The 16,462-nt window shown below is 30.2% G+C and carries 17 protein-coding genes; 9 read left to right on the top strand and 8 right to left on the bottom strand.

Annotated elements, in window-relative coordinates:
• Position 1: 1 nt before the first annotated feature.
• The 5 genes from XJ44_RS07535 to XJ44_RS07515 all read left to right on the top strand — a co-directional run bounded on the left by XJ44_RS07535 (position 2) and on the right by XJ44_RS07515 (position 4,125).
• Entirely contained in the window at positions 2-1,366 is a 1,365-nt protein-coding gene (locus tag XJ44_RS07535) for an aspartate ammonia-lyase (protein ID WP_075666368.1), read from the top strand.
• 80 nt (positions 1,367-1,446) lie between these two features.
• Positions 1,447-2,433: a DUF4097 family beta strand repeat-containing protein gene (locus tag XJ44_RS07530; RefSeq protein WP_077198591.1), complete on the top strand. Its 987-nt coding sequence runs from the start codon at positions 1,447-1,449 to the stop codon at positions 2,431-2,433.
• A gap of 4 nt (positions 2,434-2,437) precedes the next feature.
• Positions 2,438-2,800: a GntR family transcriptional regulator gene (locus XJ44_RS07525; protein WP_077198590.1), complete on the top strand. Its 363-nt coding sequence runs from the start codon at positions 2,438-2,440 to the stop codon at positions 2,798-2,800.
• Positions 2,787-3,332 carry a hypothetical protein gene (locus XJ44_RS07520; protein ID WP_075666365.1) on the top strand — a complete coding sequence of 182 codons (546 nt, stop codon included), beginning with the start codon at positions 2,787-2,789 and terminating at the stop codon, positions 3,330-3,332. The genes XJ44_RS07525 and XJ44_RS07520 overlap by 14 nt, the downstream gene beginning before the upstream one ends.
• Positions 3,319-4,125 carry an ABC transporter ATP-binding protein gene (locus XJ44_RS07515; protein WP_077198589.1) on the top strand — a complete coding sequence of 269 codons (807 nt, stop codon included), beginning with the start codon at positions 3,319-3,321 and terminating at the stop codon, positions 4,123-4,125. Before XJ44_RS07520 ends, XJ44_RS07515 begins: the two co-directional genes overlap by 14 nt.
• Here the strand turns inward: XJ44_RS07515 and XJ44_RS07510 are convergent.
• Positions 4,117-4,965, bottom strand: coding sequence for a DUF4438 domain-containing protein (locus XJ44_RS07510; RefSeq protein WP_077198588.1), 849 nt, complete (start codon positions 4,963-4,965; stop codon positions 4,117-4,119). The two genes, XJ44_RS07515 and XJ44_RS07510, sit on opposite strands and share 9 nt — an antisense overlap.
• Before the next feature lie 13 nt (positions 4,966-4,978).
• Entirely contained in the window at positions 4,979-6,337 is a 1,359-nt protein-coding gene (locus XJ44_RS07505) for an MATE family efflux transporter (RefSeq protein WP_233119540.1), read from the bottom strand.
• A gap of 283 nt (positions 6,338-6,620) precedes the next feature.
• Here XJ44_RS07505 and tdh point away from each other — a divergent pair, with 283 nt between their 5' ends.
• A complete protein-coding gene (gene tdh / locus XJ44_RS07500; protein ID WP_077198587.1) occupies positions 6,621-7,652 on the top strand; it encodes an L-threonine 3-dehydrogenase in 1,032 nt (343 codons plus the stop codon).
• 13 nt (positions 7,653-7,665) lie between these two features.
• Positions 7,666-8,841, top strand: coding sequence for a glycine C-acetyltransferase (locus tag XJ44_RS07495; protein WP_077198586.1), 1,176 nt, complete (start codon positions 7,666-7,668; stop codon positions 8,839-8,841).
• Between the two features lie 26 nt (positions 8,842-8,867).
• Here XJ44_RS07495 and XJ44_RS07490 read toward each other — a convergent pair whose 3' ends face one another.
• The 5 genes from XJ44_RS07490 to XJ44_RS07470 all read right to left on the bottom strand — a co-directional run bounded on the left by XJ44_RS07490 (position 8,868) and on the right by XJ44_RS07470 (position 13,318).
• Positions 8,868-9,563: a glycerophosphodiester phosphodiesterase family protein gene (locus XJ44_RS07490; protein ID WP_077198696.1), complete on the bottom strand. Its 696-nt coding sequence runs from the start codon at positions 9,561-9,563 to the stop codon at positions 8,868-8,870.
• A gap of 16 nt (positions 9,564-9,579) precedes the next feature.
• Entirely contained in the window at positions 9,580-10,569 is a 990-nt protein-coding gene (locus XJ44_RS07485; RefSeq protein WP_075666360.1) for an alpha/beta fold hydrolase, read from the bottom strand.
• Positions 10,566-11,465: an alpha/beta hydrolase family protein gene (locus XJ44_RS07480; protein ID WP_077198585.1), complete on the bottom strand. Its 900-nt coding sequence runs from the start codon at positions 11,463-11,465 to the stop codon at positions 10,566-10,568. Before XJ44_RS07480 ends, XJ44_RS07485 begins: the two co-directional genes overlap by 4 nt.
• A gap of 20 nt (positions 11,466-11,485) precedes the next feature.
• On the bottom strand, positions 11,486-12,637 hold the full coding sequence (locus tag XJ44_RS07475; protein WP_077198584.1) for an MFS transporter: 1,152 nt from the start codon (positions 12,635-12,637) through the stop codon (positions 11,486-11,488).
• Positions 12,638-12,703: 66 nt separating this feature from the next.
• A complete protein-coding gene (locus tag XJ44_RS07470) occupies positions 12,704-13,318 on the bottom strand; it encodes a phosphatase PAP2 family protein (RefSeq protein WP_077198583.1) in 615 nt (204 codons plus the stop codon).
• Positions 13,319-13,561: 243 nt separating this feature from the next.
• Between XJ44_RS07470 and XJ44_RS07465 the strand changes: the two genes are divergently transcribed.
• Complete coding sequence (locus tag XJ44_RS07465; protein WP_075666356.1) at positions 13,562-14,866, top strand: nucleotide sugar dehydrogenase; 1,305 nt, start codon at positions 13,562-13,564, stop codon at positions 14,864-14,866.
• On the opposite strand, the gene XJ44_RS07460 is transcribed toward XJ44_RS07465, so the two are convergent.
• Positions 14,861-15,637 carry a glucosaminidase domain-containing protein gene (locus tag XJ44_RS07460; protein WP_077198582.1) on the bottom strand — a complete coding sequence of 259 codons (777 nt, stop codon included), beginning with the start codon at positions 15,635-15,637 and terminating at the stop codon, positions 14,861-14,863. The genes XJ44_RS07465 and XJ44_RS07460 overlap by 6 nt on opposite strands.
• A gap of 62 nt (positions 15,638-15,699) precedes the next feature.
• Here XJ44_RS07460 and XJ44_RS07455 point away from each other — a divergent pair, with 62 nt between their 5' ends.
• Complete coding sequence (locus tag XJ44_RS07455) at positions 15,700-16,374, top strand: TIGR00266 family protein (protein WP_077198581.1); 675 nt, start codon at positions 15,700-15,702, stop codon at positions 16,372-16,374.
• Positions 16,375-16,462: the final 88 nt, after the last annotated feature.

Below are 16,462 nucleotides of genomic sequence, written 5' to 3'. Positions count from 1 at the left end.
AATGAGGAAAGAAAGAGACTACTTGGGTGAAATCGAAATCGAAGACAATGCACTGTACGGCATCTCATCAAAAAGAGCAACTCAAATATTTCCAAATACAAATGAAAAATTTGACAAAAAATTTCTTTGGGCCTATTTTATGATAAAAAAGGCCGCTGCAAAATTAAATACAGAACTTGGTTACCTTGAAAAAGAAATAGGAAATGCCATTGAGAAAGCATGTGACAAGTGGGAAGAATTATTACCACATATAATTGTAGATCCATTATCAGGCGGAGCAGGCACCTCAGTTAATATGAATATTAATGAAGTAATTGCAAATAAAGCTTCTATTATCTTGGGAAAAGAATTTGGATTTGTAAACCCCCTAGAACATGTAAATATGCATCAATCAACCAATGATACATTCGTAACCGCAGGAAAAATAGCAATAATAGTACGTTTAAGAGAATTAATAGATAAGATAATAAACCTTCAAAACATCATACAGCAAAAAGAAAAAGAGTATTATAGTATTAGAAAAGTTGGAAGAACACAATTAATGGATGGCCCTCCAATAATGTTGGGACAAGAATTTGGCGCCTTTGCCGACGCACTTGCAAGGGATAGATGGAGACTAAACAAAGTAGAAGAAAGAATTAGAAATGTAAATATAGGCGGAACAGCTATTGGCACTGGTATTGGTGCTCCAAAGGAATATATATTAAAAATAGTAAATACTTTGAGAGAAACGTGCTGTGTTAAAATTGCAAAAGCAGAAAATTTAATAGATACTACCCAAAACATGGACGTCTTCTCTGAAATACACGGACTATTAAAAGCACTTGCGGTAAACTTGTATAAAATATCCAACGATATAAGATTACTTGGTTCTGGACCAAATACCGCTATTGGTGAGTTAATACTTCCAAAGGTACAAATTGGAAGCTCTATAATGCCTGGAAAGATAAACCCCGTTATTCCAGAATACGTTATGCAAATATCTCTAATTGTCTTTTCACATGATAGTTTAATCAACCACGCTGCCTCATTAGGAAATCTAGAATTAAATCAATTTTCACCAATAATTATTCACTATACATTAAAATCCTTAAAACTTTTGAAAAATGCATGCATATCTCTTTCAAAATATATTTCTAAAATAGAGGCAAATGAGAAAAAATGTAAAGAAAATTTGGAAAAATCCATTTCAAATTTAACACCTTTAATAAATTTATTTGGCTATGAAGAAGTAGCAAATGCAATAAAAAAAGCAAATTATAACTTCTTTAAAGCTATTGAAATACTTTCAAAAAAATTCAATATACCTAAAAAAAACATTCTAGAAAAAATAGACCCCAAAAACTTAACAAAATTGGGATTTTAAATTTTTAAATATTTTTTTTGTTTTTTTGAACATATGTGTTATACTAATATAGAACACTAGATAAATATGGAGGTGACATTATGGATTTTCTCAAAAAATACCCTATATTTTCTAAACTATTGATAATGCTATTACTGGGAATTTTAAGTGTTATAATCCCACTATGGAGTATTAAAATAATAATTTTTCTTGCAGGAGTATTCGTGTTTTCAACAATCATAAAAAGGGGAGCTATAGCATTTATTATTCTAGTTTTAATTTTTTCCTTGCCAACCACACTTACCATAAAACTTAGACCTTTTTTTTTAAACAATTTTATTGAAAATTTCTCACAAAGACGTTTACAAAACTATCAAAAAAATATAATATATCCAGATACCAATACTGAACTTTTTACCGATGAAGTATTAATAGATATGGGAAATTCAAATTTAATATTGGAATTTACAGATGGAAATAATATAAGTTATTCTAGTAAATTAAAGATAGAACAAGGAAAAACTATCAAAATAAGTACTAATAAAGGAAATAATTACTCTTTTTATCTTAAAATAGGTACTGAAAGCCTAAAATATCTGAAAATAAACGCAAATAATGTTAAATTATCTGGAAAAGCCACGTTAAATGAACTAAAAATAAATGCCACTGCCATAAGTTTTAATTCTTTGGACATAGAATGTGAAAATTTAAAACTAAATGGAACTGGTATCAATATAGATGGAAAAATAAATTCAAAATTTTTTGAGATAGATGGAACAGGTATAAACATCGACGGGTACATTAGTGGAAAAAATTTTAATTTAAATGGTACAGGTATAAATATAGACTCAAAGATAAACTATGAAGAAATAAGAATTGATGGAACAGGAATGAATGTAGATATAAAATTAGGCAGAAAAAATACCTATACAAGAATTAATGCAACTACCATTATAGGAAGCATTGATATTTCAAACAATCCAGCACAAATTAAAATACTCTGTACATCGGGGAACATAAAAATTAAAAATTACAAAAAAGCGGTTTTAGATATCAAAGGCCCAAGGCTCACTTTTGAACAGGAGTGATGATATGTTAAAACAAGTAGACAAACATAGTGGTATCCCCGCATATATCCAGATAATAAACATGATAAAATCTGAAATTATTCTTGGAAAATTCACACCAGGAGATCAACTGCCGCCCGTTAGAGAACTTAAAGAAATATTCCAAGTTAATATAAATACCGTACTTAAAGCGTTGGAAAAGTTAAAAATTGAAGGAATTATTTCCTCAGAACAAGGAATTGGATACTTCATAAATAAAGATATTAAAATTAACGATGATACCATAGAGGAAATTAAAAAAGTGGTCAAAAAACTTAAAAAGTTAAACATAGATATACAAACTATTTTTATAATATTTGAGGAGGTGTGGAAAAATGAAAAAGGTTGAAGCTCTATTTGAAATAATAATAAAAGAAAAGAGTGGAAGTTGGTTCTTTTGGTTTTTGCTTTTATTTATACCTTACACGAATATTTTTTCAGTATTTTTCCTCTCAAACCTCGTTTTAGGTTCAAAAATAAAATCAAAAAAAGACAAACTTTTCTATTATCTTCCATTTACAAAAAAAGAAGTATTCCTTTATCTATACACATTTTTAATGTTACTCATTTGTTCTGTCACAATACTTATCGAACACTCCCAAGCGATCTATTTTCTAATATTTTCAACATTTATCTTTTCACTAGCAACCATTGCCGCATCATTTGGTATAGACAATCTTGCAATTACCATAATATTTTTAATTGTAGACTCTATACTCACAAAAATCGGCAGTCTTCAACTAGATATAAATTTTAATCCATATCTTTTAATTAGTCCTACTTATCAAGGAAATATACTATATTCTGCACTTTTTTCCGCTTTACTTTTATTTTTAGCCTACAGAGTTTACGTTGGAGGTGAAAGTTATGTTAAAAATTAAACAATTAAAAAAGGCTTTCAAAAATAAACCAGTTTTGACTAATATATCTTTTGAATTAGAGAAAGGAGAAGTTTTGGCACTAATTGGTCCAAATGGTGTTGGCAAGACAACAACCCTAAATTGTATATCACATGTACTAAGAAAAGATTATGGAACTATAACCTTTGAAGATGAAGAATTAACGGAAAAAATGAAATACAAATTATCCTATGTTCCAGAAGACAGATGTGTTTTTCAAAACTTTACTGGGTATGATTATCAAAAAATATGGAGTTCTATTTATCCATTGTGGAATAATAACTTATTTGAAAAAATGGCCATAAAATACCATTTGGATCTTTCCCAAAATGTTTCAAAATACTCACAAGGGTTAAAAACACTATTCTTAGTTGCCTTAGCCGTATCCACAAATGCAGAAATATTATTGTTAGATGAGCCAACACAACATTTAGATCCTACAATAAGGGTTGAAATAATGGAAATTATGAGAGAATATGCCGATCTTGGAAAATACATTATCGTTTCATCACATGAAATATATGAGATAGAAGAATACGCAGATAAAATTGCAATAATAAAAGATGGTGAAGTAATTTTTCACGACTATATCGATGCATCAAAAGAAAAACACAGAATAATAGAAGCACAATACGAAACAAAAACCGGCACGATAATTGGTCTTGTAGGAAAAAACTTACTAGTAAAAACAGATGAAAACATCGGTAGATATCCAAAATTAAACGAAATAGTAGTTGGATATTTAAATGGAACAGAAAAAATAAGATTATTCTAAAAACATTTTTAAGTTCACTTCATCTTTTAATTCAATATCAAGTTTATTGTTGTCATTTGCAGTCATTACTACTACAATTCCAGGCCCATGGCCTGTTTTTATACAATTAGAATGTACAACTACACCTATTGAAATTGCTCCCTTTCTAAAACCACCTACACCATAACCATTATAATGATCTTTTATCGCAACAAAATCCCCTATTTTTAGTTTGTCCAATCCAAGGCGCTTTATCTCGTCCATATCATGTGTATTTATATCATAATCCGTTCCAGTTGGATTTGATGCCCCCACACCTGATCCCATAAGATAAGAAGGAACAATAGCTTTAACCGGAAAAATTAATTTCCCATTTTTTTCAATAATTGATATTTTTTTCAATAAATTAGGATCAATATTAAAAACTTTCAAGTCTGGATAATCTATTATCTCTAATCCTTGGCCAAATCCACATATCTGAATCTTATCTCCAATGACTAATTTATCTTTTTGTGGAAAATATATCAAAATATTATCCACTCCACCATGTTTTCCAATCACGTACCCTTCCATCCCTTTTGCTTCACCTGATACTACTACAGCCTTATTCCCTATACACGCAAGATTCATACACGTATCATTAAATACTTTATCTTTATTTTTAGTCGAAACATCTGGTTCAACATGATCTCCAAAAATTTCAAAAACATTATCACCAAGCCCAAAGTTATATGAAATACCGCCAACTCCGGGAAAATAATATGGCTTTCCATCATTGTTTAAAACAGGAATTCGCGCAATGGGATGGACTATTTCAACTAAAAGTGATAACTTCACAACTTTACCGTCGTTTAAAATCATAAATTACACCTCCTTATACTCTCACTACTTTCCATTTTCCCTTATTGAAAAAGTAAATGGAAACTATGTATTCCATAAAATCTCCAAATACAAAACTAATCCAAAGCCAAATCACCGGCAATTTAAATACCATTACCACAAAATACATCAAAGGAATCTGAACTATCCATCTAGAAATTAAACTCATAAACAGAAATGGAATATTATAACCAGAACCTGTAAAAGCAATACTAATTCCCAAACCATATGCAAGAAATAACAATCCCCATACACTGTACCTTAAAAATAAAACACCATTTCTAATCACTTCATAATCATTCGAAAATAAATTAATAAATTCCTCTGAAAAGATAACTATTATACAAACAAAAATCAACGACACAATTGTAGTTAACCATCCCGCTATTTTTGACACTTTTTCTGCCCTTTCAACCTTCTCTGCTCCTAAACTTTGTCCAACTATTGCAGAACTTCCCATTAAAATACCAAACAATGGCATAAACACAAAGCCAAAGATCCTATTTCCAATAGTATAAGCAGATATAACTTCTTTGCCATATTTTGAAACAAAATATAAAATCATAACTCCAGATAAATTTCTCATAAGTACTTCAAAACCATTTGGAAGACCTATAGTAATTAATTTCTTGTCAATCCCAAAATCTAATTTAAACAACTCACTAATACTAGGTTTTACTCCCTCAACTCCACTAAACAATATATAAAAACCAACTACAAAAGAAAAGACTTGTGAGATAATCGTGGCAATGGCAGCGCCTGATACGCCTAAATTAAATCCTCTAAAGATAAATACTTTATCAAACATTAAAATGGGATCTAAAATAATATTTAAGATACTGGATATTATCATTATAATCATTGGAGTTTTTGAATCTCCAATACTTCTAAATGCCGTGTTTATTGAAAACGACGAAAACATTATTGGTAGAAAAAATATTCTTAGATATCCATACTTTAGTCCCAATTCCAAAACATTTCCTTCATTAGTAAACAAACAAAATATAGGTTTTAAAAACAAAAGTAAAATAACACTACCTACAATTGCAACTAAAAATTTAAAAGCAATAGTTTGTTCAATAACTGAATTTGTTCTCTCAAAATTCCTTTTACCATAACTTTGTGAAATCAACGAAATAGAACTAACACCTATTATTTCATTTAAAGCTTCTACAACCCAAAAAATAGTGGAAAAAATTCCAACCCCAGCAATCGCACTCGTTGAAATTTTACCAATCCAGTAAAGATCAACTAAATCGTAAAACATTTGAAATGAAAAACCAATAGCCGTTGGGAGTCCCATTACTATAATCTGCTTTAAAATACTTCCATAGAATAAATCTTTTGCAGACATATTAACCTCCATGTTTCGTATTTCAAATTTAATAATAACATTTTAATCAAATGTTATCAAACTTTATCTAATTAAACTTAAACCGTGATATAATTTTATATGCTAACAAATTGGTTTTATACGTTTTCCCTATTCTTTTTGGGATATATAAAAAAGACTAAGTAATTACAACTTTAAGTTATTTTAAAAAGAATATTTTCACATAATAATCCCTTATTTTCTTTTACTTATCTTTGGTAAAGTAATATAATTTAATATGGATTAAGATGGAAGGAGGATAAATATGAAAGCTATATTAAAAGAAAATGCAGGTCCAGGATTTATAATGAAAGAAGTTGATAAACCTCAAAAATTAGGGCCAAGAGACGTCTTAGTTAAGATACGTCGTGCCTCTATTTGTGGAACAGATGTCCACATTTACAAATGGGATGAATGGTCTCAATCTAGGATCAAACCGCCGTTAATTGTGGGTCATGAAATGGCAGGGGAAGTTGTAGAAGTAGGAGAAGCAGTAACACAGGTAAAAGTGGGAGATTTAGTTTCAGCTGAAACGCACATTCCATGTGAACATTGTTATCAATGTAAAACTGGAAGAATGCACGTTTGTAAGAATTTAGAAATATTAGGTGTGGATAGGAATGGTGTCTTTACCGAATATGCTGTTATTCCAGAAACAGTGCTGTGGAAATTTTCAAAAGAAATTCCTTTAGACTTTGCATCTGTTATGGAACCATTTGGAAATGCAATTCATACCGCTTTGGTAACAGATTTAACGGGGAAAAAAGTACTTATCACAGGAGCAGGTCCTATAGGATTAATGGCTATTCAAGTTGCTAAAGCTGCTGGTGCAAGTTTGGTAATTACCTCCGAAGTTGATCCTTTAAGAATTAAAATGGCAAAGGAAAATGGTGCAGATATAGTCATAGATCCAACAAAACAGGATTTAATAAAAAGTGTGTACACTATAACAGAAGATGGTGTAGATATTCTACTTGAAATGAGCGGTAACAAGAAAGCACTAGAAGACGGTTTAAAATGTGTCACTATGGGTGGTGAAGCATCATTATTAGGTATATTCGGTGGTAGCATAGATATCAACCTTGATTCTCTTGTAATTATGAGAGGAATTACCGTATATGGAATTACGGGAAGACGTATGTTTGATACATGGAAAGTTGCCGATGAATTACTTAAAAGCAAAAAAGTTGATCTTTCGAAAGTTGTTACACATGTTATTCCTTTTGATGAATGGGAAAAAGGATTTGAACTTATGTTGAATAAAAAATGCGGAAAAGTAGTTTTAAATCTTGATTAGGGGGTGTAAAATTATGTTTGATTACAGTATTTTTGCAAAAGAACTTGAAAATTTAAAAGAGCAAGGGCTATACACATACATAAAAACTCTTGAATCTCCACAAGGTGCTTGGTTAACCATAAACGGAAAAAAAGTTTTAAATCTTTGCTCAAATAATTATCTTGGATTTGCAAATGAAGAAAGATTGAAAAAAGCGGCAATAAATGCGATAGAAAAATGGGGTGTAGGTCCAGGTGCAGTAAGAACTATAGCTGGTACATTTTCACTCCACAACGAACTTGAGGATACATTAGCAAAATTTAAAAAAGTTGATGCAACCATTTTCTTACAATCTGGATTTGTAGCAAACCAAGCTGTAATACCTGCAATCACCAGCGGAGAAGATGCAATCCTTTCTGATGAATTAAATCACGCTAGTATAATTGATGGTGTAAGACTTTCAAAAGCAAAAAGATTCGTATGGAAACATCGCGATATAAAAGATTTAGAAGAAAAATTAAAAGAAGCCAAAAATGCAAGAAGAAGACTAATTATAACGGATGGTGTATTCAGTATGGATGGTGACTTGGCACCACTATCGGAAATAGTTGAACTTGCAGAAAAATACAATGCCATGGTTATGGTAGATGACGCACATGGAGAGGGCGTATTAGGCAGTCATGGAAGGGGAATTGTTGATCACTTTGGATTACATGGAAGGGTTGACATTGAAATTGGGACACTATCTAAAGCATTTGGTGTATTAGGCGGCTATGTTGCCGGAAAAAAAGAATTAATTGAATATTTAAAACAAAAAGCTAGACCTTTCCTATTTAGCAGTCCACTTTCTCCAGCTGATACCGCGGCAGCATTAGAAGCAACTAAAATACTCCAAGAATCAGATGAAAGGGTCAAAAGATTGTGGGATAATGCAAAATATTTTAAAGAAGAAATGAAAAAATTGGGTTTTGATACCGGAGAAAGTGAAACTCCAATAACTCCTGTCATGTTGTACGATGCAAAACTTTCCACACAATTTAGTAAGGAGCTTTTTGAAGAGGGAATTTTTGCACAATCAATTGGTTACCCCACTGTCCCAAAAGGTAAAGCACGAATAAGAGTTATGATAAGCGCCGTACACACAAAAGAAGATTTAGATTTTGCACTTGAAAAATTTGAAAAAGTTGGTAAAAAACTCAATGTAATATAAACAAACTGGCCTGTACAGGCCAGCTTTTACTTTTTTAAATAGTTCACAATTGTTTCTACACAATCAGTTATAACATAATCCGCCAACTTGCGTAAAAACTCAATTTCCTCAATTTTATTAACTGTCCAAATAACTACTTTTTTCTCAATACTTCTTAAAAAATTAGTTAAATAAAGAAATTTTTCCTTGTCTATGTAATAGAGATCTATGGGAATATGTGCACTGTATATATTGGTTTCTGTAAATAACTTTTTTATATCATCAAATGTTAAATCTTTATGTCTTTCATCAAATAAAAGTCCAAACTTTTCAGACTTATATATGCTTGAAAGTTCTTTTATAACTTCATGTTCAAATGAACTAAAAATTATCTCTTGCTTTCTGTTTTCTTTTATGACATATTTAACTATATCCTCTGCATTTTCAAAGTCCTTTATCTCTACATTTATTACCTTATCTTCAGGTATAATTTCAAAAACTTCATTTAAAGTTGGGACATCTGCTTTTTCTTTAATTGATTTTATGTTGCATTTTTTTACATTTAAATTTATATTAAAAACCCTTTTTAAATCTTCATCATGTGTAACAACAACTTCTCCATCTTTTGTATAATAAACATCTAATTCTATTCCATCAGCACCATATTTAATAGCTTTAGCAAAAGATTCCAACGTATTTTCAGTGAATTTTTCTGCATATCCTCTATGTCCTAATATCTTCATTACTGTACCTCCTTTGTTATTTTTCCTCATATTTTATCTTCTCCATTAGCCTTGCTTGCCTTCTAAATTCATTTACATCCATTTCTTTTAATATAAATCTTGCAAGAAAATATTGAAAAGGAAGCCAAGTTACATGTCCGGATAAAATAACATGTCGCCTTGGTTTTCCAAGCATTTCCCAAAGTATTCTTCTGCTTTGTTTTGGAAGTGCTTTATCAAATAATGCTTCAATAAATATAACTCTTTCTTTTTTCACAAATTTAGCATATGCAATTGGATCAACTTTTAAAAACGGATGAATATCACTGTTTTGCATTTCCTTTACAGTTTTAAACTTACTCAATTTTTCAATATCATTTTTAAATCTATTTAAAAACCTTTCCTTTTCCCTAATATCTCCACCTAATCCCTTTTTTATATCCCTTCTCATAAAGGCTAGCGTTGGGGAATACCATATTAAAGTTCCAACATCTCCACCGGTAGTCATTAATATTGTCTTTTTAAAATCATCTGTAACTGAATTCAAAATTACACTTATCATTCCTCCAAGACAAAATCCCAATAAACAGTTATTTTCATGCCACATATTCAAAGTTTTAAAAAATTTTAAAACACTTAATATATCAATTACAGCATGTTCCCAAAACTTTGTCGCTTTTTCCACATCAGTTGAAAAATACCCTTTTCCACTAACCGAGTTATGTGGGACCCTTGTGAAATTTCCAGGTAAAATTGGAATAATAGTTCTAAGCCCTGCATTTGCAAGATGTGTACCCATCCACAACAAAAATGGAATATTACTAGTTCCAAGCCCATGTAAAATCATTAAACTTCCACCTATATCTTTTTTTGGTTCAAAAAGATACGTCTCAACTATTTCAGTCCCCTTTTCACTATTTTTATAAAATGAAGGAAATTTAATATACGAAACTCTAAATCTTTTTGACTTTAATATATAACCAGATGTATACTCAGGCATTTTAAAGTCAAAATCAAAATTTATCATTTCAAATCTCCCCTCAAAAATTTTATCGTTTCTTCCAATATATCCTTAGTTTTTTCATCTTTAAGTACAAATTCAAAGCCATGATCGCCAAATGGATGTAATAATAGCTTGGCATTATTACCTTTTTCTCTCAACTTTTTATACATTTTCACAGAAGAAAAATATGGAACAACGGAATCTTTTAAACCATGAACAAGTAAAATAGGAGGAGCATCTTTATTAACATATGTAATAGGGGAATACTTTATATACACATCTTTAGACTTTACTGGTAATCTCTTTAACGTAGTTGACACGGCAAATCTTGCAAACAAAGACGAACTTTTCCAAATATCTAAAAGATCACATGGGGTATAATAACTAACAATATTTTCCACACTAGGTTTATATTTCAATCCAAAATACAGTGCAAGATGACCACCTGCAGATAATCCCATTAAACTCACTTTTGACAACGGAAACATCTTTTTTATAAATCTATAAGCATCAAAAATATCCTCAACCAATACGTCTATTTCATTTAAATAACCATATCTATAATCAATTGTTGCAACGATAAAACCTTTTGATACCAAATATCTATACCATGAAACGTTGTTAGGTTGTCTTCTATAGCCACTTATCCATCCTCCGCCATGAGCAAATAAAACCACATTATTTGTTTCAATTTTCGGATAATATAAATCTAACCATAAATTTTCTTTATATTTATAAGTTTCTTTTTTTAACCAGCTTTTTCTATCTAAATTAAAAGGTAGTTTCCCCAACACAGACCTTTTTACAATTGGTATTTGTAATATAAAAAATATAAATATTGCAATTGTAAAGTTAAAAAATGAGATTACAAACAAAGACAAATATACCAAAAATTTGAACCAAGCTTTTATATTAATCATTTACTATATTATACCAAAATTTAGTCGTAAAATCTTTTATCCTTTCCCACCATATTTTTATAAAAAATAATCATCAAAAAACCATTAATAAAATAAAAAACTGAACTTATTAAAAATATAATCATATACCCTTTACTTGACAATGCTAAAACAGAGAACAATATTGCTGCAAATGCACGACTAACGTTATTTGCGAAATTCCTTATACCAGTACTAGATGCTAAAATATTGGATGGAAGATAAGATAATACGAGTGTGTTGAAAATAGGATTAACCATATTCATAATAGTAAATCTGCCTATATAAATTGTTGTAAACGTTATTGGTTCCCTTATAAAAGCTAATAATAAAATTAAAATAGGAACAACCATATTTGATAACATTAAAACCTTTGCAGCTCCAAATTTTTTACCCAGTTTATGCGAAAAAGTTGAACCAATACTTGTACCTAGCTGTGCCAATGCAAGTATAAAACCTATAAAAGTAGCAGTCAAAGAAAATAAATCGTAAAAAATCACATTTCCAAAATGTATGAATAATCCTGCACCAAACCCTACGCTCGCAGTTGAAAAGATATAAAATGCAAATATTTTCTTTTGAAACTCATTTAATTTAACATTTTCAACTTTCACCTTATTTTCAATTATATTCATCACTGGCAAAATCGAAAAAACCCTTAAAACCATAGCAAGTATCATTGTAAATCTAAACCCTAACAAATCACCTAAAAATCCGCCTATTCCATTTCCTAAAACACCCGTAAACATATTAACCCCAAAATTCAATCCAAAATACTTTGCTCTGTTCTTATGATGCGTATTTTCAACCAAAAATACATCAGTTAAAAGTCTAATAGAAGCGTTAAAACCTCCAAATAAAAATGAAAAAACATAAAGCAACATTAAATTTGAAGGATTCAAACGTAATATAGCAAAAAGAGAAACCAATGGTTGAACAACAAATAACATCTTTTTTCTACCGTATTTATCCGATAAAATTCCTATTATTAAACCCAAAATGGCACTACCCCAAAGATTAACAGACATTATGGTTCCTATAATGTCGTTTTGATATCCTAAATTTTTTAAGTACAAATTAAACAACACCTGATAAATATTTCTTGAAATCCCATTAATCAAAGTAAAAAATATAATTCTATTCGCAATAGCCATATAATCTCTCCTTATATTTAGCTTTACAAACTAATTATACCTTAAAATAAAAAAACTTCCAGGTTCTCACCTGGAAGTTATATAAAATGATTTACCAATCGAATATCCTATTAAAGCCCCAAAAACAACATCACTTAACCAATGATAATTTCCAACTAACCGTGAAAAAGAAAACAAAAAGGGTACTAAATAAAAAAAGTCACCATATCTTTCAGCAATTGGCGTAAAAAGTGCCCATGCAAATGCGCTATGTCCCGAAGGAAATGAATGATTTTTACCTTCGAAGGAAAAAAAATTAAAAACAAATGGTTTTTCATAACTATTAGGTCTTCCTCTACCAATAATCATTTTTAAGGAATATGTTATCACACTTGTGAATCCAACACTTTCAACCATTGTAAACGAAGTATATGGATCATCAAAACAAACTAAAAAAGATGTAATTCCCAAAAACGTCAAAAAATCCAATTCGCCCATACTGTTTATTTTCTCAATAATAACATTGTTAAACATTGATAAATCTAAACTATTTACATAACCATCTAATAAAAAAGTTCCAGAAAATAAAAAAATATTCTCTAGTCGATAATTTACAGATTCAACATCTACTAGAACTTCATCCAAAGAAAATGAAAAAATAAATGTAGAAATAATAATTATTATCAATATAATTTTTTTCATATCTATATTATACCAAAAATCAAATTACACAACATACCTTTTTACTTTTAATTTTCAAAAAATTACACACATAATCATAATCTGTAGTTTTAGTAAGTTATTGATAAAACCATTCTAAGTTCTAAAATTCTTCAAGTATTGTATCGCTTTCTATCATGACCATCTATTCACTTGACATTCTCAAAATAAGATAATATAATGTATGTGTATTCACTCAATGAACGAATATACGGAGGTGTAACTATGAGTAAATTATATAGCAAGATAATAGAAAAAAAAGCATTAATTGGTGTAATGGGCTTAGGATACGTTGGACTACCACTCGCAGTTGAAAAAGCAAGAGCAGGTTACAAAGTTATTGGTTTTGACATACAACAAAAAAGAGTAGATATGGTAAATTCAGGACAAAATTATATAGGTGATGTTCAAGATGAAGAACTAAAAGAATTAGTTTCAAAAAAGATACTCAGTGCAACAACAAATTTTGATGAACTTTCAAAATGTGACGTTGTGAGTATTTGTGTGCCTACTCCTTTAGATAAATTTAAGCAACCTGATCTTTCATACATTATTCAAACTTCTAAAGATATCGCAAAAAGGCTTCACAAAGAACAGCTTATAATACTTGAAAGCACCACCTATCCTGGAACAACGGAAGAAGTAGTTTTACCTATTTTACTAGAAACAGGCTTAAAAATTGGAAATGATTTTTATCTAGCATTTAGCCCTGAAAGGGTAGATCCAGGAAATATTAGGTATAAAACAAGAAATACTCCAAAAGTAGTTGGAGGCATCACAAAAGAATGTACAAAACATGCAAAAGCATTGTATGAAAATGTCTTAGATGCTCCTGTATTTCCGGTAAGTTCGCCCAAAACAGCTGAAATGGCAAAAATTTTGGAAAACACATTTAGATTGGTAAATATTGCACTTGTACAAGAAATGACAAAAGTTGCCGAAAAAATGGATGTAAATATTTGGGAAGTAATAAATGCAGCTGCCACAAAACCTTTCGGATATATGCCATTTTACCCCGGCCCCGGAATAGGTGGTCACTGTATTCCAATTGATCCATTTTATTTATCCTATAAAGCAAGAGAATATGATTTACACCTAATGCTGGTTGAACAAGCGGGACAAATCGCAGATGAAATGCCATATTACGTTGTACAAAGACTTGGAGATATTTTAAATGAATTCAAAAAACCATTTAACGGTAGTAATATTTTAGTACTTGGAGTTGCTTACAAGGGAAATATAGACGACATGAGAGAAAGTCCTGCCCTAAAAGTAATTGAAATACTTGAAAGAAAAAAGACAAATATTTCCTATTTCGACCCATTTATACCTGAATTTGAATTAAATGGTAAAAAATATAAATCAATTAAACTCACCAAAGATAATTTAAAAAACTTTGACGGTGCTATAGTTACTACCGGACATACTTTAGGAGTAGACTATAACCTAATTATTGAGAATGTCCCGTTTGTATTTGACACAAAAAATATACTCAAAAACTTTAGAAGTGAAAATATATTTGTTTTATAATTTTGGAAGATGCTTTATCACAGTTTTTACTATTTCTACGTATTTTTCCCTCATTTGAGAATAATACACTAGGCCATCTGCAGGATGGCCTTTTTCTATTCCCGCACGTATTAGTCTGAATTTTTTATAATACGGTAATCTGTTCAAATTTAAAGCATAACTTCTCACAGAATCTTCTAAAGTTCTAAAATATTCTATCTCATATATTTCACCATCTGGCCTTTCGTCTGGTACTATTCCAGTACCAGGTTCGTATGTCCATTCGCCAAAAATATTATTTGCGTAAACGGCAAATTTACTCGTTCCCCACGCAGATTCAATAGCTGCCTGAGCAATTGCCAAATCCTCGGGAATTTTATCCACCTTTATCAATAATTCATCATATGATTTTGCATAGTACTTTTTCATAAATTTTCTCAATTTACCCAAGTCCCCTTTTTTTTTCAAAATAATGATTTTCTCTCTTTCAGCCAGAATTTCACTATTTACCTTTCTTATTATCGGCAACATTATTTTTACAAAAAGCTCTTTTCGTACATCTACCGGTGCATCTTTTAAATCTTTTGGGAATGATTTTAAATAAACTCTTGGAGAATTTTTCAAAGAAGTATATCCTATTTCATCAAAAAAATTTTTTAAATCTTTCCAACTTTCAAAACTTACCTCTATTTCTTTCTCAAATAACGGGAAATAATTAAATTCTGAATAAATAACAAAAAAATCAAATACCAAAAATGATATAATTATAATCGAAAAAAATAGTTTTTTCATACTCTCACCTCGCAATAAATATTAACATAAAATATTTGATTTTAAATTAAAGGAGGGTTAAAATGGAATTTAAGGTCGAATTTAAAGGATCCTATGCTATACTTTTCGCGCATTTAGATCCAGGAGAAACAGTTATAGGGGAATCAGGTGCAATGGTTTCTATTTCCGGAAATGTGGACATAAAGACGACAACAGGTGGAGTTTTCAAAGCCTTAAAAAGGGCTTTCCTAGGAGGAGAACATATATTTTTGAACAAATATACTGCGAAAAATAAAAGTACTATATTATTTGCTCCTAGACTCCCTGGAGATATTGATGTAATTGATCTAAATGGAACAGTGTTTTTACAATCAACTTCATATTTAGCATCAGAAGAAAATATCGATTTAGATACAAAATTTGGAGGATTTAAAACATTTTTTTCAGGTGAAGGGTTCTTTTTATTAAAATTATCTGGCATTGGTAAAGTGGCAATTTCTTCTTTTGGTGCTATATTTAAAATCACACTTCAACCAGTAGAAAAACTAACCGTTGATACTGGACATGTTGTTGCATTTGATGAAACTGTAAAATACTCTGTTAGAACTTTTGGTGGAATCAAATCCACAATCTTTGGTGGAGAAGGACTAGTAGTCGATTTTGAAGGCCCTGGTAATGTATATATACAAACCAGAAATTATCCAGATTACGTAAAATGGATAAAAAGTATCGCACCAAAAGATACGGGAAGTAGATAAATTCATAATTAATTACGAACCAAAATTACACAAACTAAGTCAAAATATATGCAAAAGCGGGAAAAAACATTTAAATATTATTAAAAGC

The organism is Thermosipho affectus, assembly GCF_001990485.1.
Classification (GTDB): domain Bacteria; phylum Thermotogota; class Thermotogae; order Thermotogales; family Fervidobacteriaceae; genus Thermosipho; species Thermosipho affectus.
This window is presented reverse-complemented; position numbering and strand designations above follow the sequence as displayed.

Excerpts from the sequence above, each read along its gene's own strand:
- XJ44_RS07535 (WP_075666368.1), top strand. The coding sequence starts at position 2 with ATGAGGAAAGAAAGAGACTACTTGGGTGAAATCGAAATCGAAGACAAT.
- XJ44_RS07530 (WP_077198591.1), top strand. The coding sequence starts at position 1,447 with ATGGATTTTCTCAAAAAATACCCTATATTTTCTAAACTATTGATAATG.
- XJ44_RS07525 (WP_077198590.1), top strand. The coding sequence starts at position 2,438 with ATGTTAAAACAAGTAGACAAACATAGTGGTATCCCCGCATATATCCAG.
- XJ44_RS07520 (WP_075666365.1), top strand. The coding sequence starts at position 2,787 with ATGAAAAAGGTTGAAGCTCTATTTGAAATAATAATAAAAGAAAAGAGT.
- XJ44_RS07515 (WP_077198589.1), top strand. The coding sequence starts at position 3,319 with ATGTTAAAAATTAAACAATTAAAAAAGGCTTTCAAAAATAAACCAGTT.
- XJ44_RS07510 (WP_077198588.1), bottom strand. The coding sequence starts at position 4,965 with ATGATTTTAAACGACGGTAAAGTTGTGAAGTTATCACTTTTAGTTGAA.
- XJ44_RS07505 (WP_233119540.1), bottom strand. The coding sequence starts at position 6,337 with ATGTCTGCAAAAGATTTATTCTATGGAAGTATTTTAAAGCAGATTATA.
- tdh (WP_077198587.1), top strand. The coding sequence starts at position 6,621 with ATGAAAGCTATATTAAAAGAAAATGCAGGTCCAGGATTTATAATGAAA.
- XJ44_RS07495 (WP_077198586.1), top strand. The coding sequence starts at position 7,666 with ATGTTTGATTACAGTATTTTTGCAAAAGAACTTGAAAATTTAAAAGAG.
- XJ44_RS07490 (WP_077198696.1), bottom strand. The coding sequence starts at position 9,563 with ATGAAGATATTAGGACATAGAGGATATGCAGAAAAATTCACTGAAAAT.
- XJ44_RS07485 (WP_075666360.1), bottom strand. The coding sequence starts at position 10,569 with ATGATAAATTTTGATTTTGACTTTAAAATGCCTGAGTATACATCTGGT.
- XJ44_RS07480 (WP_077198585.1), bottom strand. The coding sequence starts at position 11,465 with ATGATTAATATAAAAGCTTGGTTCAAATTTTTGGTATATTTGTCTTTG.
- XJ44_RS07475 (WP_077198584.1), bottom strand. The coding sequence starts at position 12,637 with ATGGCTATTGCGAATAGAATTATATTTTTTACTTTGATTAATGGGATT.
- XJ44_RS07470 (WP_077198583.1), bottom strand. The coding sequence starts at position 13,318 with ATGAAAAAAATTATATTGATAATAATTATTATTTCTACATTTATTTTT.
- XJ44_RS07465 (WP_075666356.1), top strand. The coding sequence starts at position 13,562 with ATGAGTAAATTATATAGCAAGATAATAGAAAAAAAAGCATTAATTGGT.
- XJ44_RS07460 (WP_077198582.1), bottom strand. The coding sequence starts at position 15,637 with ATGAAAAAACTATTTTTTTCGATTATAATTATATCATTTTTGGTATTT.
- XJ44_RS07455 (WP_077198581.1), top strand. The coding sequence starts at position 15,700 with ATGGAATTTAAGGTCGAATTTAAAGGATCCTATGCTATACTTTTCGCG.